The sequence below is a fragment of the Pseudoalteromonas sp. 0303 genome (assembly GCF_013349995.1).
In the GTDB taxonomy this organism is placed as follows: domain Bacteria; phylum Pseudomonadota; class Gammaproteobacteria; order Enterobacterales; family Alteromonadaceae; genus Pseudoalteromonas.
In genome coordinates this window covers 13,029-37,282 of the sequence record NZ_JABVXF010000016.1, presented here as the reverse complement: position 1 = coordinate 37,282, position 24,254 = coordinate 13,029, and the positions used below count along the sequence as shown (strand labels likewise).

Genomic DNA, 24,254 nt, shown 5'->3' with positions numbered 1-24,254 from the left:
AGAAACAAATTAGGAAATCAGTTATGAATAATCAAAACAATGTAGAAGTACAAGTGCTAAAAACAGTTCAGTTAGTACCATTTGCATTAGGAAACTCACGTGAAAAAACTAATCGTGAGGCGCGTAAATATTTAACCGAATCTATCAAGGAAGCTGGAGGGGTATTACAGCCAATTCTTGTTCGTCCAACAGCAAACGAGTCTAAGTTTGAAGTGGTAGCAGGTTTTGGTCGCTGGGAGGCGTGTATTGAGCTTGGTTTCGACGATATACCAGCACTTATAAAGCCAATGACTGACAATGAAGCGTATGAAGCTCAGTTAATTGAAAACCTAGTGCGAGATGATTTAACCATTGTTGATGAATCAAAGGCAGCGCAAAAATTTATTACGATGTATCAAGGTGATTATTCAGCCGCAGCCGAGCGATTAGGTTGGACTCAAAAAAAATTAAATGACCGTGTTCAGTTATTGCGTTGTTGTGATGATGTATTAAACGCATTAAACGAAAATAAAATTAAGATTGGTCACGCAACCATTTTATCGAGCTTTTCAGAGAAGTTACAAATCGGCACATTAAGTAACATCATCAATGAAAATTGGAGCGTTGAGTATCTAAAGCAACGTGCTGGAAAGGCTAAGAAGTATTTACATACAGCAAAATTTGACACCAAAGACTGTGCAGCCTGTCCTCATAACACTTCACACCAGATTGGTATGTTTGACTTTAACGTTAGTGATAAAGCAGCGTGTGCAAAGCTATCATGCTGGAATGTTAAAACCGATGAGTGGCTGAAAGAGCAAAAGACGTTAGCGGAAGAAAAATACGGCACAGTAATATTATTAGTTGAATGTTCAAGCGCTGACAGGAATACAGTTTCTAGTGCCAGTGTTGGTGAATCACAATACAACGAAGGTTGTGCATCTTGTGAATCGAATGTAGTGATTATGGATGATCGTTCTGGTCGTGAAGGTCAAACATTAGAGTCGCAATGTATTGATAAGGTTTGCTTTGCAAAATGTGTGAAAGCATTTAATGAACCAGATAATACTCAAGAAATTGAAGCTGAAACCAAAGCTAACTCTATAGAACCCTCGACTTCAAAAAGTGCGAGTATATCTACCAAAAAACCTCAACCAGTGGCACAAAAAACACCTAGTGCTGTTCTTGAGCTTGAAAAGAAGTTAATTCATCAAGAAGCTGAAAAAATATTTGCGAATGAAGCTTGGTACGTAAATGGTGTTGTGCTTGCTTCAATGGCTATTACGACAGGTTATAAGCCAGCATTTTTCAAAAAATCAGATAGTTTTAATGAAAACGTTTTGGCATGTAAACCAATTTCAAATGAGCAAATTCAAGAAGCTATAAATCAAGCCGTAACAGCGAGTGTATCAAGTAGCGCAAAAACTGTAGATAGTCGATTTGTGTTTCAACAACAAGCCTTAATGATTAGCGCTATGGCAACACTTGATAACGCAAAAGACATTATAACCGCAGCGTGGAATCCCTCTGAGAAGGTATTAAAAAACTATACAGGTGCGGGTATTAAAGGTCTGTGTGTTAGTGCTGGTTTTGATAAGGCATTTAATGATTGTGAAGCTAACAAATCAGCCAAGCATTCATTTTCTAAAATTGCTGCTAAATCAAAAGGTGACTTTATTAAAGCTATTCTCGCTTTTAATTTTGATTGGTCTTCTTTTGCGCCTGACACAATTTTCAAGCACTTAAAATAATTTCTCTCCCTTTGGGGTTTCTTAGGATGAAGTTGCCCCTTTTTTTTCCCATGTTCTAATTAATTTACTTTTAAAAACGAGATATAAATATGATTCAGTCTATTGCAAACCTTATGAAGCAAGCAGGTGCAAAACAAGTACAGCTTTCAATAAAATTAACTGATAACGGCGCTCAAGTGGTATTGAACACTCAGTTATACCCATCTAACTCTCCTGAGCTTGAAGGTGCGATTGAAAAATTAAATGAGCGTGATAAGTCGGCGCAACTTAGGTTACGAACAGCGCTTTCTAAGCCACTTATTGCCAAAGGTGATATTGGCGAGCTAGATGTTAACTTCGCTGACTACATTACTCAGTACACAGATTCGTTTGTAAGCGCTGCTGCAAGCTATAACTCACTTGTTGATGTCAAATCATCATTAGATGCTGCAACGTCCTCTGTCGGCGCTTCTGAGGGCTCTGTAACGAAACAAAATGAACCAACTGTTAATGCAGAGCCAAACATCACAGTTGATGAAGGTTTTTCAGATTTTGATGATGAGCAAGCTGATTCGCTATAAGGGGTGTGACAATGCAATTTGAAAGTTTAGAGAATTTAGAGCGTAAATTTATTTTAGGTTCAATTGAGTTAGCAGATCCGATTCCTAGTGGTTCACTTGATGAAGTTGTTGAATTACTTTCTACGCAGTACCCGATGGTACGCTTTACACGTATTTATGAAAGTGACGGTATATTGTCTAGTTGTGGTCGGTATATGGAATACACAATCCAAGTTCCGCCTGTAAAAACAAATGGATGATTTATGGTAAGCAATTTTGATAAGCGCCTTTTGGCGCTTGATGCGCAAATAGAAAAGATAAACTCAACAAAAAAAGGGGTCTCAGAAGAATGTTCATCTCACGTACAGAGGAAATTGGAGCTTGGTCGCTTACCCAAGCAGCCTTGCCCTTACAAAGGGAAGTGGTTACCCCCGCTCATGTAGCTCTTCCACATCAACAGCTGTACGGTGTTGTCCCAATGATAACGCCTCAAGCAAAAGAAAAAATAGATGAGCAAACCCTTTTAGCGGCAGGCCATTTAACAACCTTGGCAGATGACTGGAGATCTTGGAAACCTTTTTTACAAGGGATTCAAAAGCATTCATTAGCCGATGAGTTGCTTGAAAGTGTTCTAACGAGTGAAGTGAATACAGTCAAGCAGGCTTTGGCACTTAAAGACCTACATGACTTCACTATTAACGCAATTGAATCTCAACTCAGTGATTACAAAGAGTTTTGGTTAAGTAAGCTCAAAGAGTTTGGGTTATCAACTAATGAACAAATTGCTGATTTTATGACTAGGACTGTAGAGCTAGACATTGAATCTATGTTCTTTGAGGCTTCTAAATATACCTATTATTCATCTCCAGATGCCTACTTGAAGTTTACGTATGGTCAAGATCTGGCTGTGCTTGATATTGATTTAAAAGATAAGCCAAAGCCATTAAGAGATCTGACAGTGAATTTAATCAATGTTTTAGCCTGTATTGGTACTTATAATACATCGCTCGATTTGATGTACTCGCACAGTGTTGATCAGGAATTGATGGAATATGTACGAGATCTAAGTTCTGAAAGTCGTAATGCATTGAAAGAGTCTGTATTTGAGCTTGAAGATGAAGAATTGGCTTTGTTTCTTAATGAACATCACTCAGGAGTGGCAGAAGAATTTATTGATATGTATGGTGATATTGATAGCCTGATATTTAGTTTAAAAGACTGTATAGAGTTTAACTTTGACCTTCATAATGACGGTTTATTTAATGATCTGTTTTTCTATGATGATTTGAAAACTAGTCTCAACAATATTTTAGCTGTGTTACAGAATTGGTCTGATACACAAAACCCCCTTGTATCTCATCCACTCGCTTATAAATTGAAAGTCCTTAGTGAGCTATTACTTTCTCATTGCCAATATGATTTGGTTAATTATTTTGAAACTTGTTCTGATGTAATTGTTTCGGATTTACGTGTTATTAGTTTTGATTTAGCTAATGATACAGCGGCTTTAAATAACTTAAATCAATACTTCAATGACACTTGTGAAAACGGCGAATTAAAAATTGACCTAACAGATGTCCGTTGTCTGGATGCATTAAAGCAAATGCGTATGGCTGATGTGTTAATAGGGGTTTTAGTTTCAAGTTAAGCGCGTTTATCATCGTTGGGTATTCTGTTTTTACCTTCTAAATTCGGAGATAAAAATGAATAATCATACACCACAGGTTGCTCTTGTATTTCATGGGCAATCTGCGAACAATATCTTTTGTGCAACAAAGCACATGATTGATAGTGATGGCATGAAGTTAGGTGAATACATTGATGTACCAGAATGTATAGAATTAATGCGCTCACAACTCTCACCTAAGAAAATTGAAACTAAGACCGATGATTTAGAACTGCTGCCAAGCAATGTGATCTTAAATAACAGTAAAGCGCTGGTATGGCACAAACCTTCTCATAAAGGAATTTTTTGGTATAGAAGTCATAACACCAAGACTGAATTTTCAATTATCTACCCAGCCCTTCTTTTTTGTTTGGAAAAAGGTAAACAAGGAGAACCTAATGGGTTAATTGTGTTTGCTTTGCCAAGTAATCAACGACCCAATGAAAACACGCATTTGTATCATGCGCCACTGATGAATATTTATTCGAATGGAGCTGTTTGCCAAGGAAATGCAACTTTACCCAAAAAGATCATATCAATTGCTGAATGCATGAATGATGTTGAGAAAACTGTACTGGCCTCAAACTTCACTCACGTAAACCACGAAAAGACCCTTAAAGCAAAGGAAGTTGTAACAACGCAAAATTTGCTCGCATTTTGGAGCGCTAAAGCCAACACAAAGAGCCTAAGTAATGCAAAAGTAAGAATGCGAGAGTTAAATCGATTTATGCGTTTGGGAGAGTTTTTAAGCTCGGCCTTGTGAATATTTCACATTCAAATTGATAGTGAATAATTCACATTGTATGTCCGGTCACATTAAAAGGGTTAAAAAATGAACACGTTTTCAATTCCATCAGAGTGGATTTCTAAACCATTAAATGTATTAGTTATTGGTGCGGGTGGTACAGGATCTGCGTTTTTATCAGAATGTTTTCAACTTGATTATTTATTGCGAAAGGTCACTAATCATCAAGTTCACTTAAACATCAGTGTGTATGACGATGATAAAGTGAGTGAATCAAATGTCGGTAGGCAAGGATTTTATCCTGTTGATGTTGGTATGTATAAAGCTGAAACGCTTGTTTCAAGATTTAATTTACATGGCAATTTGAGTTGGAAATATAAAAATGAGCGTTTACTGCCAGAGGTATTTGATTATAGAAACTATGACTTGGTGGTTACATGTGTAGATAAAGCAAAGGTTCGTGCTGATTTGGGGCGTTTTTTTGCTAATGATAATCGTGGTTCTCGTTATAATAAATCACTTATGTGGTTAGATTTGGGTAACGGACGCGCATCAGGTCAGATTATTTTAGGTCATGCTTACGAGCAAATTAATAAGCTACCCAATGTGTTTGATTTATACCCCCAATTAGAGAGTATTGTTGATGTTGACGAGGACTCTTGTAGCCACATAGAAGCTCTACGTAAGCAAGAGTATGGAATTAACAAAAAGGTTGTACTGGAAGCAACAAGGCTTTTGTGGGAGTTATTAAGAAAGGGATCTATTTCGCATCATGGTTCTTATGTCGATTTAGAGAGTGCGACAGTAAAACCTTTAAAAATAGACCCTGTTTGCTGGCAAGTGCTAGGTTACAACTCTTAAGGTTAGCTATTTTCACCAGTTCGCATTGCCGCTAATTCCTTTGACGCTTCAAGTTTGGCGGCTTTCCCACCTCTCAATACATCAATAATGCACTTTGCAATGTATCCGCAGATTAAAGCTGGAACGACAAGTCTAAATAAAATAATTAATGTTGCTGCATTAGCTATTAAATATAGGCTTGCACCAAAACAAATGAATAGCACGAACAAGATAAATTTGTATCCCACGTTCACCTGTTCATCAACAGTTCGTTTTGAATTACCGCTGCTAATTTTCACGATCATTTTGCTCAATGTAGAACTCATACAATATGCTCCTTAGTTAATATCCCCATCAAATTAGCACCTACTTATAGTTGGGCATGTCGAAAAAACTGCAAAATTAAACAATTTTTCATTGTTTAACCTTTGTTTAGTAATTTATTACCTGAATTTATCTTTTTTTTAAGTATTAGGTTGGGTTTGTTGATATAGAGTTAGTGTATTAATGCGAGGGGTTACTATGCTAGCTGACAATCGAGAAATTATTATTGAATCAGATGTGAGTGCGATACATCAGGCGGAATTTGATTTTAAAAGTTTCACATTTCATTTTCAGCCAATTTTCTGCCTTAAAACTAATAAGGTCGTTATGTATGAAGCTCTGTTAAGGTCGCGACAGTTTGCAAGTATTTCAATTGAAGAACTTGTTATAGATGTAATCTCTTCAGGTAAATCAGATCAGCTAACCTTGCTAACCCTTGAAGCTATAAGGCCATATGTAAGTGATCCAAAGTTTAATGACGTAAAGTTTACAGTGAACTTAGAACCTGCCCAAGTTGCTTCTGAGGGCTTTAAGCGATTGGTTAATTATTACTTTCGAAAATTCAAAATTGATATGACAAGAGTGATATTTGAAATTACTGAGCGCCCCTGTTCGCACAAGATGTTCAATGATGTTTTGGTGAACACCAATTCAATGACAGCAAATGGGTATCTATTTGCGATTGATGATTTTGGTACCGGTGTCTCTAATTTTGAAATGCTATGCGAGCTTGATGTGTACATGATAAAGCTTGATGGAAACTTTGGTATTAAGTCTCTGCATGATATTAACTGCCAGAAGGTTTTTAAATTCGTATCGACTTTCAACGAGTCTTTCGGATGTAAAGTCTGTGCTGAGGGCTTGGAGACTGAAGAACACGTAGAATTAGCAAGAGGCCTTGGCTTTTGTTTTGGCCAAGGCTATGGGTTGGGAATGCCAAAAGTATTAACGGGTATTGTGGAATAATTAAATTATAAGTTTCGTAAAGTTTATCGCTGATTCACATTGTTGTTCGGTGAATTTACCAATATGACAATCATTAGGTTTAACTTCTAGGTAGTTAGCCAACTGTCTGTACACATCAACTCTTGCAAAACCATACTCTTTCCAAAGTACATCTAATATTTTGTGTGCCTTTTGTCTTGCGCTTCTAGTGCCGGCATTAGCCAGGGTTCCTTGAGGTAAGTTATCTCCTTTGTGCACTGCAACGTATGAATCACATCCTGATTTGTAGTTTTCACAAAGATAAATTAAACCGTGATCTTTACCTTTGAATATGTGCTTTGATTCTGAAAGTGATGCTAACCCGGAACAGTATTCACATCGAACTTTGATGTCCACTGCAGCTCTTGAGTTTCTTCCCATCACAATATCTTCCAGAAAGTGGATGAAATACATTCGCATCGATTTTTCAGCTAAGTCAGTTAAGTAATTAGCTTTATGCTTCAGCTCCCCTATAAGTGCCAGAGATAGAGCTTCATGCCGGTGATCAGAGAGCAACTTGCTTAGTTCATTTACATAGCTATACGTAGAAGCATCAACTATTCCAGACTTAGATAGTTGCTCTTGGACCAGTTTTTTTAGATCGACTTGGTTTAAATAAATCACAGCTTTGCCTTGTTTTAGTGTTTGTATGTCTTCCATTAAACCCTGGTTAAACAATTGCGCTGGAATTCAAAAAAAAACTCAATTTTCTCGATTTTAATCTCTGCCTCAATTTTTTTGCGTGAAATAATGAGTGGCATAAGGAGGTGTAAATGAACCAAAAAAAATCAATACCAGTCTCCCAATTAGCCCTTTATTACTCAGATAGAGAATTATTTAGGAAAGCTAAAGGTGGTGCATTCGATAAAAAACTGGCTAAAAGAGGCACGCGAGAGCACGCCCGGGCAGGTAAAAGTTCAAATCTAATACGCGCTGTGTTTTTAACTATTATAGGTTTCATATGTTACTTATTATTCAAATTTTCCTAGTTTTCTCTATCGTAGTGATCGTACTTATTGCAAAAGGGTATAGCGTTAAGAGAAAGCTACAAGTGCCTCTTTATTATCTATTTCTTGGTGGTGATGTTGGGGGGCGGAAACCAATAAAGGTAGAAAATAAGAATCTAGTCGGTATGCCAGATGCCCTATTCTTCAATCTATTAAAGCTTAGGTTTGTTGTATGTGAGTTTAAGTCTCGAAACTATACTGGAGTAAATTTATATGAAAGAGCTCAAATTACATTGTATATGGGAATGCTGAACAAATGGTATCTACCTGCACCGCAAGGCATTGTTGCATATGGTAATGGTTTTGCAGTTCGAGTTAGGTTTAATAAATCATTGTTCAATGAAATTTGCGGTCTTCGAAAGCAGTGCTTAGTTGAATTGGGCAAGTTTTAACAACTAGCTTCATCTGCAATTTATCTGTGCGTACACATGCATATACGTGTACGCACAGAGGTGATTACCCCCTTCCCTTCTCTTTATTTGCAAGTTCTAGAGCTTCTTTAATTGAATAACCTTGAGACTTAAACTTGTCTACTAACTCCCTGTCATCTGGATCTGTTGAGTAAACTAGTTGGGTTTCTTTATCTACAAAAAGCTTAACTATTTCCCTCGATTGCCCGTATCTCACTAAGATTTCTGAGTAATGGCCCTTATCAGTATGAACGCTTTTCATTAAATCATAGTCTTGATCTGTACCATCATACGCTTTTAACTCTTTGAGTTTATCAACGGCTTCCGGTTCCTGGGCCAACATAAACTTCCATGGACTATTGTTAACAATGGCCATCCCTGCTTGGCTTTGGTAAGCATCAAGTAAGCTCTGTGTGATACAAATGCCAGCTGCACGTGTTTTCCTGAATCGACGCCAACCTGTTTCAAGGAATTCGGCTAGATAATTGATTTTACCCGGTTTGTCTTTAAGGTATTCCCAAGCTTCATCGAGAATGAAAAGTTTTCTTTGTTTGTTGCCTGATAAAAACATTGCATGTTGAGCTGCGTTGATAAGGCTCATCAGAACACATTGTGATAAGTGAGGTTGCGAGGATAGTTCATCCATCTCACAAACGATTAATCGTGATTTGAAGTTTATTGGTGGGTATTTCTTACCAAAAAAGTCTCCAAAAATTCCGCCTTCACACCATGGTTTTAGTTGGCGCCCTATCCTCTTTATTTCAACATCTTGGTGCTTTTCACACAGCTCAGAAAAGTCTGTGATTGATGAATCTTTCCCTTTAAGGTTCCAAAGCTCAGTGAGTACTGTAAGCATTTCTGTAGATTGGTAATCACTTAAATCACCTGATTCTGACGCCATTGCTTTCAGCAAGGAATGAACCATGGCTGCTTGACCTTCTTTGCCATAAAAGTCATCAATATTTGCAAATGGATCAAGTGAAAACTTCATGTTCTCATTGAAGTCAATGAATTGAGCATTCTTATACTGGCTTGCTAAGTTTTCATATGAGCGACCTTTGTCAATAACAAACACTTGAGCGCCGTCAGTATCGCTGCCCACATCAAGCCGGCTTTTAACACCAGAGCCTAGATATGAAGTGATTAGTTTATTATTGAAAAATGACTTACCAGCTCCAGAGCGAGCGCAAATAAGTGCATTAAAGGAACCATCTGTTTCAAATATGTCTAAACCGAATATTTGCCCAAAGCGCGTGACAAACTCTAGAATTGGCCGTGAAGTGTTTCCTTTCCAACTCGCGCTATGTGGTAATAAAAATACAGCCCCTTTTGCCGTCCATTCATCAAACCGGTCTGATAATTTTATATATTCATCATCAAGTCCAAGAGGTAAAGCGTTTAAGAAAGTGCTAGGCGCCAAAATTGTTTCTATGTTGAATTTGTACTCTTTACGTTTGAAGAATGCCTGCAGCTTCCTAGTCGCAGTGAATGTTTCTTTCTTGTTCTCACCAAGGACTATCATGCTTAGGCTAATTTTACATAATCTTGAGTTTTTCAGTTCATCTTCGATTGCAAAATAATCTTGTGCCTGGTCTTTCAAGGTTGAAACCCACTCCAGCATTTTTCCTTTTGCTTGTTTTTTTAGCCATTTGTTACGGCGATCAAATTCTTCATTTGCCGAATGAATACTTGGTAACTGTACGTTAAGCGTCATTAAATATGGGTTCCAAGCAACCGTTCGCTTGCCAAAACGCCAATCACCTAGCAGGTTTATAATATCACCGTAGTTCAAGTAATCGGGTGTTTGCTTGAGGGTCATGACTGAAGCAAATCCATTTGACTTCTCATCTAAAGATGAAAATTCTAGACCATATTCATCACGGTTAATTATTCCGCCCTGCTCTAATATTTGCGCACCAAGTGGGACAAGCTTGTTGATTTTTACTTTATCTCGCCAAAGCGCATTAGGTGAGTGATTGAAGAAAGTCTGCATTCTTGAAAGCCATTCTTCATCATTTAAAATCAATGGGGCTAAGCCTAACCCTTCGAATATTGAATATGTTCTATCTTTTATCTCTAGGAACTCTTTGAGCTCTTTATCGGAAGGGATAAAGTTTTTAACTGGGATTTTTACTGTGATCCAATGTTCAAAATCTCTTGGCCGGATACCTGATTTTTTATCAAGAGACTCTTTTCTTGCTTTAGAGTAATAATTAATTACTGATTCGCTCATTGCATCAGCAAGCTCACCGTCTTCACCACCAATCCGCTTCCCTCGTAGTTGCCTGTAACCATTTAGAAAGCCATCTATTCGTGGTAAAGCAGCTAGGCTTAGTTGAATTAATGTGTTGTGAGGAAACTCATCAGATAGAAAGCCTTCGTAGGCTGTTCTTATTTCGTTGTTTACCCCGTTAGTTGGTTGGCAGGCGATAACAAATCCAATGTAACCGCCTTCCATTAAGAACATTTGATATTCTTTAATGTATTCCATTACACAGTTTAATTCTGCGGCTTTATTACCTCCGAGAAGCTTTTGTTGATCTTCAATGGTGCTTCGCCAAAGGGGGCCAGCAAAATTCTGCTGGGTTTCTTCGATATCTGGATTCAATATCTTTTCGATAGCTTCTTGGATTTTATTCAGCATGCTATACACCTATTTTACTTATTAGCCTCAGGCTGAGGTCTAGAAATGCTCAACGGATCGATACCTTTGGCCATAGTTTCTTTTCTTTGGCTTGTTACTTTGCTTTTCTTTATTGTTTGAAATGGTAATACTCGACTTGGGCGCATTTGAGCTTGATGGCCTGTTACCCAGCGTCTTGGTTGTAATTCAACATAAACGAAGCCTGGAATATTCAAATCTCCAGACTTATCTTCCCAAGCAGCAACATAAATACGCATTGCTTTAGCTTCTTCTAGAACCGCGAGAGGCTCTGGCGCGATATCATTTGGAACGTAATTGAAAGTTCTTAAGTCATCTAACTCATCGTGTGATTGTTTCGAATATGACATTGTGTCATTGCTAGCGATACCAACAATGTTGGCTTTGTCATAATCCTGTGCGTTTTGTCTTCGCAAACTTCTTGGTTCATATACGTATGTGATGTCTTCCCCTTCACTATTAACGTAAATGACTTTTTGGTTTCCTTCTGAATTTGACTTTTTTTCACCTTCGTTTTTTGCATATTCTGCAGTCATCATGTGCTCAAGGTGGTCTTGATTGTTGGTTAACTCATAAACCTCCATCGGCCCTTTACAGAGACCAAGTTCCGGTTTACCTGCACATGAAAATTCCTCTTCACCAATCGTAAATGCTGAACACCCAGAAAATAATGAGGCTATGGCTAGAATTGAGCTGATTTTAAAGATTTCTTTCATTGCTAGTTACTCCATCTCAAGCCATGCATCAAAATCGCTTGGTAGCCCATTAAAGGTTAAACCATCTTCACGAACTAGGAATGGGGTTCCTCTAGCCTCAAGCAATCCCATAACGATAGGTGCTTTTTGAACAGCTTTTGCATCGCAGTCTTCTCTCATTTCTGTTGCTAGTTTTGTCTTGTTCATAAGGTCGATGACAGCTTTAGATTTATCAACAGCGCAATTTAGGCGTTTGGACTCTAGTAAAGATTGGCTGCCCAGCATCGCTGTTAGTACAAAGTCGACATTGTACTTTTCTGGAGATTGCTGAATTTTATTGAACAGGGCGTGGCAGTATCCGCAATTAGGGTCAACGAATATTGTTGCTTGCTTGGGTATGTCTTGGTTACCAAATGATAGTGTTGCAAGCTCATCTAGTTTTACGCCCATTTTTTCAAGAGGGACACGGTGAGCATTTCTTGCTTCGCTTAACTCATCAATAGTTCGTCTAAACCATGTATCAATTAACTGTCCTTGAAAGACAAAACGGCCATTCTTAGATACAAAATATGTTTGTCCTGATTTAGTCTTAACTAGCATTAAGTTTTCAACAGGGAGTTCTTGAATACCTTCGATATCACCTTTTTGAGAAAGAGTTTGTTTTAGTTCTTTCGGATTAATTGATTTCGCCATTGAAGATACGCTTAAAAGACTTACAGTTGCTAATAGACCAATAGCCGTAATTTTTTTCTTTAGTGACATTGTGACTTACTCTTTAAATTGACAGACATGTCATTGTAATCTTGGCTATAGAATGAAAAGGGGAGATTAATTACTGATTTTTGCTTTTTTTCATGGATTTGAGCAAAGCAGAGTTTTACTAGCTCGATGGGTGATATGCTTGCTTAATCAACAAATTAAGGTGAATTTCGGATATTTAAAGCTCTAAATACTTAATTTTAGGCATGATAAAGCATAAAGTTGGTAAAATACTGATCTAAGGTTAAGGTTGATATATACCAACCTTAACGAATAAAGTTTGTCACATATCAAGGTTTCACAATGACATGGTGTTGTCGAAATGAAACATCTTCGTAATCTTCCTCATCGAATGCATCACACCATGAATTTATGTGCTCACTTGTAATTGGCTCTTGTAAAGAACCGCTTTCCAAAACTAACGGTAAGCTTCTATGGGCTATTCGTTGCTTTATACAGCGTTCAATTGATAGATCGATGGTAATGATAGTGAGCTTTTCATTTTCACTATTTAGGAAGTCATCGAGTGTTTTATTAAGGTGAAGTGACGCAACCGGGAATCGAAGCGCCTGCAAGTCAACTTTAGTTTCTTGTTTCATATCTCTACCTTCTGATCAAGCTGACAATTCAGGGCAAGGGTAAATTCTTAGTTTTCTACAAATCAATGACCCAATTCGCGTATCCGTACTCTTGATTATTTTTATTGTGCCTTTATCTTTCATAGTCACATTAGCTTCAAGCCAGAATGAATCACTTTTATCTTCTATAGGTATGCCCTTTAGATTGATTCGTTCCCACGTTATCGAATTATCTAATAACATTTCATCCATTAATGAGCGACCTACATAACCCAGTGCATTTGCAAAAATAGCTCGTGTAAACATTGCCTTCTCATGGTCTTGAGTGCTCGTAATGTTCTCAATTGGTAATATTCTGAAAATGCAGGTTAAATAGCTTCGGCATAAGTTAAGGGCATCTTCGTATTGAGCTTCATCAGTTATTTGTTTTGATGCAGTGCTATTTGTTAAGTTTAAGAACTTTTGCATCATTGTAGTGAATTGTTGGAATGTCCAAATATGACCTGCTTTTATTTTTCCATGGAGAGCAATTTTGCTTTTTAGCTTATAGGAATCTACTTGTAGTTCTAAACAGTCATTCATTAAACGACTTAACACAGTGCTATTGTCAAAATGCTTACTGATAGAAGAGTTCGGCTTAGTTAATTTCACATGATAGTCTGCAAAAAGTTGTCGAATAATTTGTACGGCTTTTGGGGTGGATAGGCTTTCTGTTTGCGTTACTATTAATTTGAAACTAATAGTATGATCTTCAAATTCTGCATTGCTTTCATCAGATAATAACCAATCAATGAATGCTTGTCGGCCTTGTCCGTCTGCTATAAATCTATCTGCATTCTTTTCTAAGGTCGCTTCAATTATTAGCTTATTACCAACAGTTACTGAGTTTTTTAAAGAGAGGGAGTTAGCAAAAAGCGTTATATTTGGGAATACAGTCCCTTGGGATGTAGTCCAGTACTGCTTTAATCCATTTACACGCTTTGTATCAACGTCACGTTGCTTCTTATCTACTTCCCCAATTTCCTCTGAGCCTTTCTCTGCTTTAAAGTGATCCACCAGCTCTTTAAAAGTCATGACACCTTCGTAACATTGAACGCCTCGTTGCTCAATACCTTCTTTACTTTTAAAAAGCACTACATGAAGCGGCTTGTTACAAGGAGAAGTAATAGTCTCGTTTTGATTATTCATTTCGGTTCTCTTTATGTTTCGATTAAGACCATAGTAAGTCCGATTTCATAACGCGCACTTTTGAAATAATTAACCTCGAATAAGTGGCGAATTCACCCTGAATAATTTGAGTTAAAATCATGTAACTATCAGATGTTAAATGATTTTTTGTTTTTTTGTGGCTGGCGAATATTTAAGGTTTTCTATAATTGATTAAAGTTGGCTTTATGTTTTTTCATGTTAATGTTTTGGCGAATTCACCCTGAATAATTAAGTGTAAATATATTTTAGTTATTGTTCTGTATGGCTTTTTTAAAAAAATAATCGTGGAGAATATTTAGTTATCACTTCAATCAAAGCGCGTTCTATATTCTATGTGACAATAGTTACAAAATTTAGGTTGGAGTGTGAAGTGAGTGTTTTCAAAGTTAATCCAATAGACATCATTGATAGCGTTGTTGTTGGAACAGTTAACCAAGTAAGTAGAGAGAAATTAGTTGCTCAAGCCTTTTCTTCATCTGTAGCTGATATAAGAGCTCTAATTGAAAATGAGCGAGCAATAATTACTTCTTTATGTTCTTTTGGGAAAGACTCGACAGTTACATTGCTAATTGTGATGGAGGCTTATCGCCAAGCTATTGCAGAAAATACCATTGAACCAGAGCGCCCATTGATCGTTTCGACAGTTAATACAAAAGCAGAAGCGATACCTATGCAAATGTTTGTTAACTATGCCAGTAAGAGAATGCTTGAATATGCTAAGTCTGTAGGTATCAATATTCAGTTTAAATTAGTCCAACCTTCATTGAACAATGAATTCTTCATTAGGTACGTTGGTGGCCAGAAAATTCCAGCAACACCAACTCGTTCCGGTGATTGCTCAGTAATTTTAAAGGTTAACCCAAACGAACACTTTGTTAACTCTCTTGTAGAGTCTATTAGGCACTCAAAGAAGTATGGCAATTATGCCAGTTCACCAATTATTTCTTGCTTAGGTTCTAGGGAAAAAGAGTCTTCGCGTAGGTCAAAGAATATGGAGCGCCACAATCTAAAAGGTAAGTCTGCAGAAGACTTAATGAACTCAATGACATCACAGTCTATTGGGAACTCAAAAGTTTACAATTATGCTCCAATTCGTGACTGGGAGACTGATGATGTATTTCTTTTGCTCAGCTTGGCTGGTTCAAAACCACTACAAAGATCTTGCTATGACATACCAGGTTTTTTATCAAACTTTGGTCTTTTAATCGAGATATACGGTAATGGTACAAGTGAGACTTGCGAAATTGCTACAGGTCAAAGTGGTGGGGCAGGTTGCAATGGCAAAGCACGCTACGGGTGTTCTATTTGTACTATCGTTTCAAAGCAAGATAAAACAGCTACTAACCTTGCAAAGTTGAAACGTTGGGAAGTGCTTGGTGTAGAAAATACATTAAGGCTAAGAGATTGGCTATTTAGAATTAGCTCTAACATGAGTGAGCGAGCTCTCCACGCCCGGGCGTTTGATCCTGTAGGGTATAATCGTGTTGCTTTGCAACCGAATACTTTAAAACCCAAGCATTTAGATAAAATTGTAAGGTACGCCTGCCAGCTAACACAAGAGAGCATTGCTCATTCAGAGCGTTTCAAATCTTTAGTAGAGCAGGGTAGAGAAGCTGAGCATGAAGGTGTTCAGTGTATTCAAAACGATGTAACTCTACCCCCTAAAATAAAGAAAGCTTTTTTAGAAATGTATACAGAAGCCTTACTAAACCCTCAGAACCTTAATTACTACTTTAGTGAAGTACATGCCGTACTTTTATCTTTTCGGTGGTCTTTGGATGGTATCGGAGCAGCACCATTTAGGCCTTTAGCTATTTGGAAACAGATTGAGCAAGGAAAAGGGTGGATACCATACCCAAAATTGAATAGTGAAATGAGTGACGCTGATATCGGTAAAATTCAAGGTTATGAGGCTTTATCTGAAGCTGTGATGATGCCAGTGTTAAGAGATGAAGACGCCCATAAGCATGTATTTGATCACGTATCATTAATAGACCTTTGGACCCGCCCTTTAGATGCAAGTGATATTTTTGATGAAGATATGAATTGTAGTATCAAAAGAGGCTCAGACCATTCCGCTAATGTCACGGCTATTTATGAACTCAATATATCAGCGGGTAAATTAGATGGCGCTTTATCGACAGCGATGACAGTAGATGGTGTAGTTTCTTTACACAAACCAACAATCAAAAAGGTTCTATTTGAAGGAAAGGTTGTCTCTGGGAAGCCTTTAGAGCTGATATTGAATACAGGATTAGAGAATGAAGTTGATAGTTACTGTATTCAAAAGTTCGAAAGTCTCTTGGTGTCGGTACCAGACTTTGAGCTTAATTTTGAAATGTTTAACAACCTTGTTGGTGAGAGAAAGTTGACTCGTAGCTTAAAGTACTTTGAGAAAACCAATTTAATTACCGGTTACAGTGAAAGCGTTAGAAAAGTACCTGCAAAAATCAATTTTACTCAACGAGTATCTAAGGTTAACAGAAAAAAAATATCACGTGGCAATACAAGAATGGTGTTTTATCCATTAAGTGTAGATAGCAGGTATCATCAAGCACATAAGCAGGAAAAAGAGATGTTCAAGCTTTGCTTTGATACTCATACGCAAAAGCTGATATCAATGCATGATAAAGACTTCCTGAACAGTGATGAAGCGCGAGAAAACATCTTCATCTCACAAGAAACCGTAGCTTGCTGGAAAGAAGCTGGTGGACTTGATAGGGCGCTTGAGCTGCATAACGACCATATGCATAGATTAATTAAGTACCGCCATATTCGAAAGTCTAATAAATATGACGTTAGAAAGTACCCAGGCACGCAAGCTGCTGAGCTTTTGATTACAGAGGGTGGTGTTACTATTGAGCGAAAGTATCTATCTCAATTTCAATTTTTGCTAAAGCGTACTCAAGTAATGGATTCACTTTCTATGTTTAAGTACCAATCAATGCCAATTGACGTAGTCAAAGCCTCTGAAGGCGCTATAGCTATGAGCCAGCATAGAAGAGATAAAGCTGAGGTTCTTGACGTTATCCGTAAGTACAGAAACCAGCAAAGGGGAAATGTTAGATCAAATCTCCTAAGTTTTGACGTTAACATTGACGAAACTCTTAACGCTCTAGATGAAAGTGTAAACATCGTAATCAACGAATCAATTCATAAGCAAAACCTACATCTTCTTAAAGCTGAGTTTAATACTCATTCAGTATCAACAAGTGATAGAAGTAATGCTGCAAAGCTTTGGCTTATGATGCATTTTGATGGAGTGAGCAAAATAGAAGACTTGTTTATCAGAATTATGACCAGCAAGGACGTTAGTTTGGTCAATAACAATCCTAAATTAAAAGTTCAATTAACCACAAAAGCCATCAAACGATTAAAGAAAATCAATAAAAGGATTTTGGAGGCTCAACAAGTTTGGCAGCCTGCTTTAGTAGCTTTAGCAGAATTCAATAACATGACCTTTAGAGACAAAGAGTCTGCTAAGTCCGAGTTCTCTCGTTTAGTTCATGGCGCTATTGGTTCTAATGTAGATAAATGGGTGTTAAATGAATGGAACCCGCGACTTGATACGCTCCTAAGCGCGTTTCAATCTGCTCAAAAGAATATTAATAGTACAGCTACTTTGTTTGATGATGTAGTTACAACCATCAACAAGGTCAGTGATACCGGTGCACATAAGGTGGTAGCAAAAATGACTTTTGCCCAAAGGCTGGCATTGTTAAGTTAATTTTTCAAAATGAGCGCAAAATTCATCTGTTGATATTGTCGAAAAATCTCCAATTATAAAAGGTTTGAAAATGGCATCGACAGAAAAAGCAGCTGAATTAATGTTAGAGACAGGGGAGTTTTATACGGCCCAATCCCTCGGAAAAGCACTTTCTATTTCAGCAAATAAAGCGAGCGCACTCCTTTATAACATCCGTACAACCAATAAATATAAGACGGTTGATACTGGTGTCCCTAATCGTACCGTAAAGGTGGTATCTATTTATGGTCGAAAATCCAGTATGAGAAGCTTGCAAAACCAGGCTTTGCTGTTTGCTAGACCACCTATGCTTGCAAATAAATGAACTATTTGGAGGACCTTATGTTATCAGTTAATGACGCAGCTGAATTAATGCTCGAAAATGGTGGATACTTCACAGCAAAAAAACTTGCTAAGCACTTTGATGTAAGTACCCGTAGAGCTTCAAGTTGGTTGGGGGTTATCAAGAGTGATGTTAAGTATCGTACAACAAATTGGGGGGAGTCGGTTAAATTACTTGGCATTGGATCTCGTACAATTTGCATGTCTCAACTTCAGAATAATGCATTAATGTTTAAACGCCCTTCGGTTCTGTTGTGAAAAGGGGGTATATTAATCTAAAGTGTCGTGGAACTTATCTCCATAGGCGCTTTAGATTAATTCCATTGCTTATCTGACTTACGTTTTGCATCTAGCTCGCGTTCAAGTTTATACACTTTGTTTTTAAGATCTCGACCGATACGTTCATGTATTTCATCTTGTCTTTGGCTTCCATCGGATCTATGGGCGTCATGATCTTCCCGTTGCTATAATTGGTATCCTGTTCATTTATTGGGGTCAAACATTTAAATTTAACTGCCAGAACAAAACTAGGCTGTCTAATATTTCATTTATCGCTTGATTTAAATTTGCTTGGGTTACTTCAGCTGATTCCTTGTTTAGCACATAGTGTGAGTGCCCATATAGCTCTAAGCCGGATTAAGTATCACGCAGTAGAATAGGGGGTTTAAGCTGGTTGCTATTGGCTATGTACAATTTGTAAGTCTCAAAATGTGTTTAATTTGAACAAAAATTGGGCAAACGATGTTCAACTGGTACAAAAGAGACTTATATTGTTTGTCAAATTGAATTTAAATTATATGCTGAACTTCCATAGTATTTATTAAGTGAAGAAGTTCATGAATCTTTCAGCTCCCAAAATTCAAGATTATTTTAACTCCACCAATAACTCTGAAGGTAAAACTCTTTTGGCAAAACTCATGGCGAGTTTTGATAATATTGAAATGAAATTATCGACAATGCCTGATAATGTCGATGTTGTTGAACAAAGCATTGATTTGTTAACATTATTCAAGAGATTGAATTGCTGCTTGAATATGGATTTGAGCTCAACGTATCATAAAAGCAAATTTTTTATTATCAAAAAAGAAGTTTTAGATTCTTTACTTTGCTTTATAAAACTTGATGGTATTAGTCATAGAATTAGAGTTGAGTTTATTGAATTCGCTTTTAAAGTTTTAAAAGATACTTACGAAGGCAAAAATTTTGATAAATTAGTAAATGATGCATTCATTTTTCGTTTTCTTAAAAAGGAAGAGTTGATTAAGAAGAGTATGAATGTGAGGTTTCGGCGTTATCCTGAAAAGGCGGAAGAAACAAATTATTCTCAAACAAACTCTGATAAGGACAAATCATTTGACCCATCTGACGATGAAATCGAACAGTTCTTTAAAGAAAATCGAACACAGTTCTTTAAATTGATGATGAGTGGTAAAGCAGAGAGCTTTAAAGATCCTATGTCCGATTTTAATAGCAAGAAATTTTATCATTACTATCTAACACTTGAAGAGCAAAGAAATATGATGAATAGTTCTCAGGCTGAAAAAACCTATTTAAACGTGGAAAGGTGAGAGGTCTTATAAAGCAGGTGAGTTACAAACTCACCTGTGTATGTGCTTTTTATTGTAAACTTTCACTAAGTATGTTTGAAATTGCCTCATCTAACTTCTCTTGAATATCCTTTGGAACTCGGCCAAATTCATATGAAAAGTTTCTTCCTTTCACTTTTTTGCGAGCAAACTGATCTTTATTTTCAAATTTGAATAATGTCGTCACAACTGGTTTATCTGTTGTTGGCTTGAAGGACTTAGACTCATCAGCTATTAGTTTGCTGAGTTTGTCTTTAAGGTCTTCTTTGATAAAGCCACCGCTAACTTTTAGCTCATTCACTTTACTTTTTAGCTCTTCAGTGAAATCACTTAGTTGATCACCTAATAAAGCCTGTGTTGCCAATAGCGCTTTATAGTCACTGTGGTTGAGCAATGAAATATCTGGAAAAACAGAAATTAAATCACTATCGATTGTTGCGGCCTGTAGTGCTTTACTTACCTTTGATTGACTTAAGCCATGACGTTCCGCTAACTCCGCCTGGTTCAACTTCTTGCCATGTTCAGCTAAGTACGCCTCTTTGTCTCGCTCTAAGCGTAATCCAATTTCACGTAAGCTATGCTCTTTAACTGACTGTAGTGATGTAGCGAGAGCCTTTGCATCGCTTAGACTGATTTCGTCATCAGTAACTAGCATTGAGAAAGTTTCTATAGCACCGCTTTTTTCAAGTACATAGGCGCGACGGCGTGAACCATCAAGAACGTCAATCTTGTTATCCGGCAGACGTCGACCAATTGCTGGGTAGAACTGTTGATTATCTAATGTTGATAAGTCTTGAAGCGACTCTTCTGTTAATAGTGATTGTTCGCGCCCATTGATTTCAAAAGTGACGACTGTATTTGATTTAAGCTGCTCATATGACAACGTAACCGGTGTGAATGTGGCTTCTTGGCCTGACTTTAATGTCCAGACTTTACTTTGACCTACGCTGACTACTCCCAGATGCTTAGAGAGCACTTCATCAAGTGGTGTTTCACTCTTTTCAGCTTCAATTCTCAAGCGCTTGGCCAAACTCTCAAGTTGGTTCTTATTGCTATCTGCAATAGCTTCTTCTGAGCCTGCTGTGTTGCCGAGTGGAGAGACTGTACCTCTTTTTTTAGCCATTTTTATTGCTCCTTCTCTTGTTCGCGCCACACTTTTTGAATATCGCGGTGTAGTTGGCTGGTAACTTCATATCCATTTTGTTGTGCATTCTGGAAAGTCATCTTGGTTTTAGGGTATTCACTTTTAGACATATCAAATACGGTTGATAGTAATGATGAAGCTTGTCTCACAGCTTCACTATTGTTGAACTCTGTTGAGTAAAGGTAAGTTGAAAAACTATCATAAAGGTTGTTCTGTAAATCAGTAGTGGTTGAACTCTCTTTGTGATTTGTAAGCAGTATTTTCATAAAGTCATAACCCGGGTGTTTCGCATTTTTTAGTAGCGTCCATACTTGCGGGATATAACTAAAATATGAGCACGTAGCATCAATATCATTTTCAGTAACAGATAATGGGAAAATAACACTCGTACCAGCGTAGTAAGCGTTGTATGTCGCGTAGCCTAATGATGGAGGCGTATCTATGATAATGATATCGAATTCATCTTTAACTTGTTCAATGATGTCGTGCAGTATTGAGTAAGGAGAGCTTAGTTGCTGGTTGAATACTGCTTCATGAAACCAGCCCTCAATTGCTCGATCTGATTGTGAAGCTGGTAAAATACGCAAGTTAGGAATAGTGGTCGGCAAGAACGCTTCACTGATAGCTTCTTTTAGCGTTTCGTTTTCATCAAGCTCATAGTTCCCCATGATTAAGTCACCAACAGATAAGCAGCCTTCTTGTGCTGATTCAGGGGCATAATACATTGATAAAGTGCCTTGGCCATCCATATCAATTAAGCCAACACGATAGTTTTGATGAAACTCAGTTGCCAAACCAGATGCAGCTGTCGCTGCAGTAACAGTCTTACCAACACCGCCTTTTTGATTTTGAACAACTATAACTTGTAGGTCTTGGCTTTCACTGCGAACAAATGGTAATTGTTTTTTAAGTTCATCCGGAAGTGAATCTCGTACTTTGTAGACCTCTTCGATATCCAATAACCACTGACTCTCTTCATGTCTTCTTGGGTTAATTTTTAGAGCTTTGCAGTACTTATCTAACGTTCTTGCATCAATATCTAAGTACGCCACTGCTTCAGCTTTAGTAAACACTCTAAGCTCTTTGCGGTGGTTATTTAGAAGGCGTCTATTACGGCGTTGAATGTACAGTTCTGAACCTTCTTTTAGCTCGTCAAACGAGATATCGGTAGCTTCTACTTTAGAGATAGTCATTGTGAACCTTACTGAATGTGTTTTTTTATAGTGTATGCTTTAATTTTTAGATGGTAAAGCAAAAATTAAAGCATGAGCTAATTTTTAATGCTTAAAATAATATCTCAAATTCTTCTTAAAAAAGCCTGTTTTTCTTATAAATTTTGATTTTTTCACGCTGTTAAGCGCGATTTACTGGATAGCATAGGATGGTCGTCAGTTATTAATTATCTGGTGTTTTCTATGGATAGTCAGCAATACTCAATGGCCGAGCGATGGCTTAATTTATTTGAGCTGTGTTTGGGTTTGATGTTTTTTAGTGCAGGAGCTTTCTATGCTTATCTGTTTTGTATGACAGGCAAAACTGATTTCATACTGCTATTTGTGACGTTCATAGGCTTTGTGGCTGGTATAGCAATGATAGGGAGAGCCATCGTTTGCATGTCTGCTTGGCACTCACATCACAATCAAAGGAGTTGTAATCGAATGTTTACTTTAAAACGAATTGGGCATGATGACGTCAAATTAAGTGATGTTAAGACGCTTGAAGATACAGTTAAAAAACTAGTTTCGTCATATGCGTCTATCCGTATTACTAAGAAGAGTGGGTTGAATAATGTTATCTTCGTTACCGTTGAAAATGGGGTTGTAAAGGATACATATACGGGAGAATTGATAGACTTTGAAGCATTGGGCAGTTAACACCATGAAAGTGTTTATATACTGGCTAATTCAAAACCCTAACATCTTAGCTATGATTTTATTAGCTTTCCTCTTACTCACCGCGATTATATTCATAATTTTATGCTTTAACTTTAGCCTGGCTTTAGGGCTGCTTTATTTAGTGTGTGAATACGCGGCTATACGCTTCCTACTAATGCCTTTCATTAGTGAAGTGCTGCGCCCATAGCTAGCGCATTAATAGAATAGCTTGGTACGCTCCATGAGCATGCTAATAGCTCTAGACTCCCTGTTTTTAACTTTAGGTGATAGTAAATCTTTGAATTGCGCTGTTTCAAATACATGGAGGTGGTTATCACCTTGTATTGATTTACAATTAGGGCAAGTGTTTGCCCAGTACTTACCGCCGTATTGCTTGGAAAATCTCAGCTCAATTGTATAAGGGCGCGGAAATGGTGGTTCATCTTCGCAAAATGGCGTCCCTAACCACCAAAACACGGGGATTACTTCTGAACATCTATAGCAAGTTTCAATGTCGGCTATGAACGGCTTATCAGGGGATTTGCGAGCAGTTGTGTACAGCTCTCTAGGAATTGAGTACTTATCTGCAACAGCAATTATTTTAGAGCCTTTCTTGCTGGTATTGCTGCATGATTGGCAAAGCCTTGGTGATAGCTTTGAGTTTAGAGGTCGCCAATTGTATGGATCTTTAAGAACGTCAGAGGCTTTTAGTTTGATCCAGCTTCTTAATGCCGAACCATTTGAAATGCTATATGGTCTCCAGTCTTGCTCTTGTTCAGATACAATTTCGATGCCCAAATAGATTGACTGTCCTTTATAGCTAAATTGCCCAATCACATCACATACTGAGTCATGGTAGTAATAATCAGTTTGAACCCCTTCAAATGTACAATATTTTATATCTCTTTGTATTTCTTTGAGGCATTGATAGCAATTTTGATGGATCTGTATTGTTGTCTCAGCCTTTTTGTTTTCTAAGATGACATCTTTAATTAGTTTTTTGGCTTTCTTATAGCTATCACTTAGGCTGATGCAGTTATTGGTTTCTGGGTGGATGAGCATCTTATTTTGCATAGAAGGCAAATCACACAAAAGCGCTTCACCACAATATGGACAAGTATAGGTTCCGCCCACTTGAATCGATTGAGCTGCAATTAAATGGCCTGAGTTATTGATACCAAATGGGACCGGTATTTCGTACATATTTGTACCTTAATTTAAGGAATTATTTAAGATAGTCTGCTATACATGATTTAATAACATTAAAAAACACTGTAGGTGCATCATGGAAGTGCCCGATTTATCGCATAATTTTAAGCTATTCATGTTGGCTTTTAACATTACCATTCTTTCAATTGGGTTGGGTTATTTTATTTACTCTGGGGTTTATACCTTGGTAGGGTTCTTCTAAATAA

At 37.4% G+C, this 24,254-nt stretch carries 23 protein-coding genes; 13 read left to right on the top strand and 10 right to left on the bottom strand.

Going from position 1 to position 24,254, the window contains the following annotated elements:
• Positions 1-23 precede the first annotated feature (23 nt).
• From HUS62_RS11970 to HUS62_RS11945, 6 genes are all read left to right on the top strand, one after another.
• Positions 24-1,730 carry a PRTRC system ParB family protein gene (locus tag HUS62_RS11970; RefSeq protein WP_175079689.1) on the top strand — a complete coding sequence of 569 codons (1,707 nt, stop codon included), beginning with the start codon at positions 24-26 and terminating at the stop codon, positions 1,728-1,730.
• Positions 1,731-1,819: 89 nt separating this feature from the next.
• On the top strand, positions 1,820-2,290 hold the full coding sequence (locus tag HUS62_RS11965; protein WP_175079688.1) for a hypothetical protein: 471 nt from the start codon (positions 1,820-1,822) through the stop codon (positions 2,288-2,290).
• A gap of 11 nt (positions 2,291-2,301) precedes the next feature.
• Positions 2,302-2,529, top strand: coding sequence for a PRTRC system protein C (locus HUS62_RS11960; RefSeq protein WP_175079687.1), 228 nt, complete (start codon positions 2,302-2,304; stop codon positions 2,527-2,529).
• 89 nt (positions 2,530-2,618) lie between these two features.
• Complete coding sequence (locus HUS62_RS11955; RefSeq protein WP_175079686.1) at positions 2,619-3,917, top strand: hypothetical protein; 1,299 nt, start codon at positions 2,619-2,621, stop codon at positions 3,915-3,917.
• Positions 3,918-3,972: 55 nt separating this feature from the next.
• Positions 3,973-4,698, top strand: a complete 726-nt coding sequence (locus HUS62_RS11950; RefSeq protein ID WP_175079685.1) for a hypothetical protein — start codon at positions 3,973-3,975, stop codon at positions 4,696-4,698.
• Between the two features lie 69 nt (positions 4,699-4,767).
• Positions 4,768-5,541, top strand: a complete 774-nt coding sequence (locus tag HUS62_RS11945; RefSeq protein WP_138533975.1) for a PRTRC system ThiF family protein — start codon at positions 4,768-4,770, stop codon at positions 5,539-5,541.
• Between the two features lie 2 nt (positions 5,542-5,543).
• Here HUS62_RS11945 and HUS62_RS11940 read toward each other — a convergent pair whose 3' ends face one another.
• Positions 5,544-5,846 (bottom strand): hypothetical protein, encoded by a 303-nt coding sequence (locus HUS62_RS11940; protein WP_175079684.1) that lies wholly within the window; start codon positions 5,844-5,846, stop codon positions 5,544-5,546.
• Positions 5,847-6,042: 196 nt separating this feature from the next.
• On the opposite strand from HUS62_RS11940, the gene HUS62_RS11935 reads away from it, so the two are divergent.
• Positions 6,043-6,810 (top strand): EAL domain-containing protein, encoded by a 768-nt coding sequence (locus tag HUS62_RS11935; protein WP_175079683.1) that lies wholly within the window; start codon positions 6,043-6,045, stop codon positions 6,808-6,810.
• Here HUS62_RS11935 and HUS62_RS11930 read toward each other — a convergent pair whose 3' ends face one another.
• Positions 6,811-7,488, bottom strand: a complete 678-nt coding sequence (locus HUS62_RS11930) for a zinc-finger-containing protein (RefSeq protein WP_118845508.1) — start codon at positions 7,486-7,488, stop codon at positions 6,811-6,813.
• 301 nt (positions 7,489-7,789) lie between these two features.
• Here HUS62_RS11930 and HUS62_RS11925 point away from each other — a divergent pair, with 301 nt between their 5' ends.
• A complete protein-coding gene (locus HUS62_RS11925) occupies positions 7,790-8,227 on the top strand; it encodes a hypothetical protein (RefSeq protein WP_138533978.1) in 438 nt (145 codons plus the stop codon).
• A gap of 64 nt (positions 8,228-8,291) precedes the next feature.
• Here HUS62_RS11925 and HUS62_RS11920 read toward each other — a convergent pair whose 3' ends face one another.
• From HUS62_RS11920 to HUS62_RS11900, 5 genes are all read right to left on the bottom strand, one after another.
• A complete protein-coding gene (locus HUS62_RS11920) occupies positions 8,292-10,889 on the bottom strand; it encodes a TraC family protein (RefSeq protein WP_175079682.1) in 2,598 nt (865 codons plus the stop codon).
• 14 nt (positions 10,890-10,903) lie between these two features.
• Positions 10,904-11,623 (bottom strand): TraV family lipoprotein, encoded by a 720-nt coding sequence (locus tag HUS62_RS11915; RefSeq protein ID WP_055022447.1) that lies wholly within the window; start codon positions 11,621-11,623, stop codon positions 10,904-10,906.
• A gap of 6 nt (positions 11,624-11,629) precedes the next feature.
• Positions 11,630-12,364 carry a DsbC family protein gene (locus tag HUS62_RS11910; RefSeq protein ID WP_138533981.1) on the bottom strand — a complete coding sequence of 245 codons (735 nt, stop codon included), beginning with the start codon at positions 12,362-12,364 and terminating at the stop codon, positions 11,630-11,632.
• Positions 12,365-12,651: 287 nt separating this feature from the next.
• On the bottom strand, positions 12,652-12,960 hold the full coding sequence (locus HUS62_RS11905) for a hypothetical protein (protein ID WP_138533982.1): 309 nt from the start codon (positions 12,958-12,960) through the stop codon (positions 12,652-12,654).
• A 15-nt stretch (positions 12,961-12,975) separates the two neighbouring features.
• The gene (locus HUS62_RS11900; protein ID WP_138533983.1) at positions 12,976-14,127 is read right to left on the bottom strand and encodes a DGQHR domain-containing protein; all 1,152 of its coding nucleotides are present in this window, start codon (positions 14,125-14,127) and stop codon (positions 12,976-12,978) included.
• 391 nt (positions 14,128-14,518) lie between these two features.
• Between HUS62_RS11900 and HUS62_RS11895 the strand changes: the two genes are divergently transcribed.
• The 4 genes from HUS62_RS11895 (at position 14,519) to HUS62_RS11880 (ending at position 19,803) form a co-directional block, all read left to right on the top strand.
• A complete protein-coding gene (locus HUS62_RS11895) occupies positions 14,519-17,875 on the top strand; it encodes a phosphoadenosine phosphosulfate reductase family protein (RefSeq protein ID WP_175079681.1) in 3,357 nt (1,118 codons plus the stop codon).
• Between the two features lie 70 nt (positions 17,876-17,945).
• On the top strand, positions 17,946-18,218 hold the full coding sequence (locus tag HUS62_RS11890) for a hypothetical protein (protein WP_118845473.1): 273 nt from the start codon (positions 17,946-17,948) through the stop codon (positions 18,216-18,218).
• Between the two features lie 17 nt (positions 18,219-18,235).
• Positions 18,236-18,493 (top strand): hypothetical protein, encoded by a 258-nt coding sequence (locus HUS62_RS11885; protein ID WP_175079680.1) that lies wholly within the window; start codon positions 18,236-18,238, stop codon positions 18,491-18,493.
• Positions 18,494-19,071: 578 nt separating this feature from the next.
• Positions 19,072-19,803, top strand: coding sequence for a hypothetical protein (locus HUS62_RS11880; RefSeq protein ID WP_175079679.1), 732 nt, complete (start codon positions 19,072-19,074; stop codon positions 19,801-19,803).
• A gap of 49 nt (positions 19,804-19,852) precedes the next feature.
• Here the strand turns inward: HUS62_RS11880 and HUS62_RS11875 are convergent, their stop codons facing one another.
• Positions 19,853-20,944 (bottom strand): ParB family protein, encoded by a 1,092-nt coding sequence (locus HUS62_RS11875; protein ID WP_175079678.1) that lies wholly within the window; start codon positions 20,942-20,944, stop codon positions 19,853-19,855.
• A 2-nt stretch (positions 20,945-20,946) separates the two neighbouring features.
• Positions 20,947-22,158 (bottom strand): ParA family protein, encoded by a 1,212-nt coding sequence (locus HUS62_RS11870; RefSeq protein WP_036973958.1) that lies wholly within the window; start codon positions 22,156-22,158, stop codon positions 20,947-20,949.
• 222 nt (positions 22,159-22,380) lie between these two features.
• Here HUS62_RS11870 and HUS62_RS11865 point away from each other — a divergent pair, with 222 nt between their 5' ends.
• Positions 22,381-22,839: a hypothetical protein gene (locus tag HUS62_RS11865; RefSeq protein WP_175079677.1), complete on the top strand. Its 459-nt coding sequence runs from the start codon at positions 22,381-22,383 to the stop codon at positions 22,837-22,839.
• Between the two features lie 216 nt (positions 22,840-23,055).
• On the opposite strand, the gene HUS62_RS11860 is transcribed toward HUS62_RS11865, so the two are convergent.
• Positions 23,056-24,042 (bottom strand): hypothetical protein, encoded by a 987-nt coding sequence (locus tag HUS62_RS11860; protein WP_175079676.1) that lies wholly within the window; start codon positions 24,040-24,042, stop codon positions 23,056-23,058.
• Positions 24,043-24,254 lie beyond the last annotated feature (212 nt).

Excerpts from the sequence above, each read along its gene's own strand:
- HUS62_RS11970 (WP_175079689.1), top strand. The coding sequence starts at position 24 with ATGAATAATCAAAACAATGTAGAAGTACAAGTGCTAAAAACAGTTCAG.
- HUS62_RS11965 (WP_175079688.1), top strand. The coding sequence starts at position 1,820 with ATGATTCAGTCTATTGCAAACCTTATGAAGCAAGCAGGTGCAAAACAA.
- HUS62_RS11960 (WP_175079687.1), top strand. The coding sequence starts at position 2,302 with ATGCAATTTGAAAGTTTAGAGAATTTAGAGCGTAAATTTATTTTAGGT.
- HUS62_RS11955 (WP_175079686.1), top strand. The coding sequence starts at position 2,619 with ATGTTCATCTCACGTACAGAGGAAATTGGAGCTTGGTCGCTTACCCAA.
- HUS62_RS11950 (WP_175079685.1), top strand. The coding sequence starts at position 3,973 with ATGAATAATCATACACCACAGGTTGCTCTTGTATTTCATGGGCAATCT.
- HUS62_RS11945 (WP_138533975.1), top strand. The coding sequence starts at position 4,768 with ATGAACACGTTTTCAATTCCATCAGAGTGGATTTCTAAACCATTAAAT.
- HUS62_RS11940 (WP_175079684.1), bottom strand. The coding sequence starts at position 5,846 with ATGAGTTCTACATTGAGCAAAATGATCGTGAAAATTAGCAGCGGTAAT.
- HUS62_RS11935 (WP_175079683.1), top strand. The coding sequence starts at position 6,043 with ATGCTAGCTGACAATCGAGAAATTATTATTGAATCAGATGTGAGTGCG.
- HUS62_RS11930 (WP_118845508.1), bottom strand. The coding sequence starts at position 7,488 with ATGGAAGACATACAAACACTAAAACAAGGCAAAGCTGTGATTTATTTA.
- HUS62_RS11925 (WP_138533978.1), top strand. The coding sequence starts at position 7,790 with ATGTTACTTATTATTCAAATTTTCCTAGTTTTCTCTATCGTAGTGATC.
- HUS62_RS11920 (WP_175079682.1), bottom strand. The coding sequence starts at position 10,889 with ATGCTGAATAAAATCCAAGAAGCTATCGAAAAGATATTGAATCCAGAT.
- HUS62_RS11915 (WP_055022447.1), bottom strand. The coding sequence starts at position 11,623 with ATGAAAGAAATCTTTAAAATCAGCTCAATTCTAGCCATAGCCTCATTA.
- HUS62_RS11910 (WP_138533981.1), bottom strand. The coding sequence starts at position 12,364 with ATGTCACTAAAGAAAAAAATTACGGCTATTGGTCTATTAGCAACTGTA.
- HUS62_RS11905 (WP_138533982.1), bottom strand. The coding sequence starts at position 12,960 with ATGAAACAAGAAACTAAAGTTGACTTGCAGGCGCTTCGATTCCCGGTT.
- HUS62_RS11900 (WP_138533983.1), bottom strand. The coding sequence starts at position 14,127 with ATGAATAATCAAAACGAGACTATTACTTCTCCTTGTAACAAGCCGCTT.
- HUS62_RS11890 (WP_118845473.1), top strand. The coding sequence starts at position 17,946 with ATGGCATCGACAGAAAAAGCAGCTGAATTAATGTTAGAGACAGGGGAG.
- HUS62_RS11885 (WP_175079680.1), top strand. The coding sequence starts at position 18,236 with ATGTTATCAGTTAATGACGCAGCTGAATTAATGCTCGAAAATGGTGGA.
- HUS62_RS11880 (WP_175079679.1), top strand. The coding sequence starts at position 19,072 with ATGAATCTTTCAGCTCCCAAAATTCAAGATTATTTTAACTCCACCAAT.
- HUS62_RS11875 (WP_175079678.1), bottom strand. The coding sequence starts at position 20,944 with ATGGCTAAAAAAAGAGGTACAGTCTCTCCACTCGGCAACACAGCAGGC.
- HUS62_RS11870 (WP_036973958.1), bottom strand. The coding sequence starts at position 22,158 with ATGACTATCTCTAAAGTAGAAGCTACCGATATCTCGTTTGACGAGCTA.
- HUS62_RS11865 (WP_175079677.1), top strand. The coding sequence starts at position 22,381 with ATGGATAGTCAGCAATACTCAATGGCCGAGCGATGGCTTAATTTATTT.
- HUS62_RS11860 (WP_175079676.1), bottom strand. The coding sequence starts at position 24,042 with ATGTACGAAATACCGGTCCCATTTGGTATCAATAACTCAGGCCATTTA.